Below are 548 nucleotides of genomic sequence, written 5' to 3'. Positions count from 1 at the left end.
GGGCAGTGGAACTGGTGCTGGGCGGGGCAATCACCAGGAGTTTCTGGTCGTTACCCCGCCGACACTGCTGATCGGCTCACCAGGCTGGGTCATGTTGCGCAAGGCGGTCATGCTGACAGAAAGGATCGCTCCCGGGTTGTCGCGCAAACTGTCTTATGAGCAACTGATGAAATTTGCCGAACTGGCGCCGCTCAGCGATGCACAACGCTCCCTGCATCAATTACTCAATCTGCAGTGCGTGCTGGATTGGGCAAACATCAACGAAGTGATGCTCCGTGAAGATTCGACATTATCCGAAGCACAAATCGCAACAGCGGCAATGAATCACTACAACACATATGCCGATGAACTGGAGGCGGCACTGAAGTCTATAACCACTGCGCCGGCCAGCCGAAGGAACCTGGCGCAGCAAACGCTGTTCGATGCCGACATCAACCACCATCAGGAGGTATTTCGTTCGCCGCACAATAAAGGGGGACTGATCAGCGACACGGTGATCAATCTTTACCTTGCCAACCAGTTACACCGTAAAAACCTCACCAGCACAT

General features: G+C 54.2%; 1 protein-coding gene. It reads left to right on the top strand.

What is annotated here, in order from left to right; all coding sequences use genetic code 11:
• Nucleotides 1–548: hypothetical protein (locus HT737_RS29400; protein WP_182404575.1), on the top strand; the 548-nt coding region annotated here is incomplete at both ends.

Source organism: Pseudomonas sp. MD195_PC81_125 (genome assembly GCF_014060985.1).
Lineage (GTDB): Bacteria > Pseudomonadota > Gammaproteobacteria > Pseudomonadales > Pseudomonadaceae > Aquipseudomonas > Aquipseudomonas parakoreensis.
The sequence above is the reverse complement of the archived record's forward strand: the minus strand, read 5'-3'. Positions and strand labels throughout refer to the sequence as shown.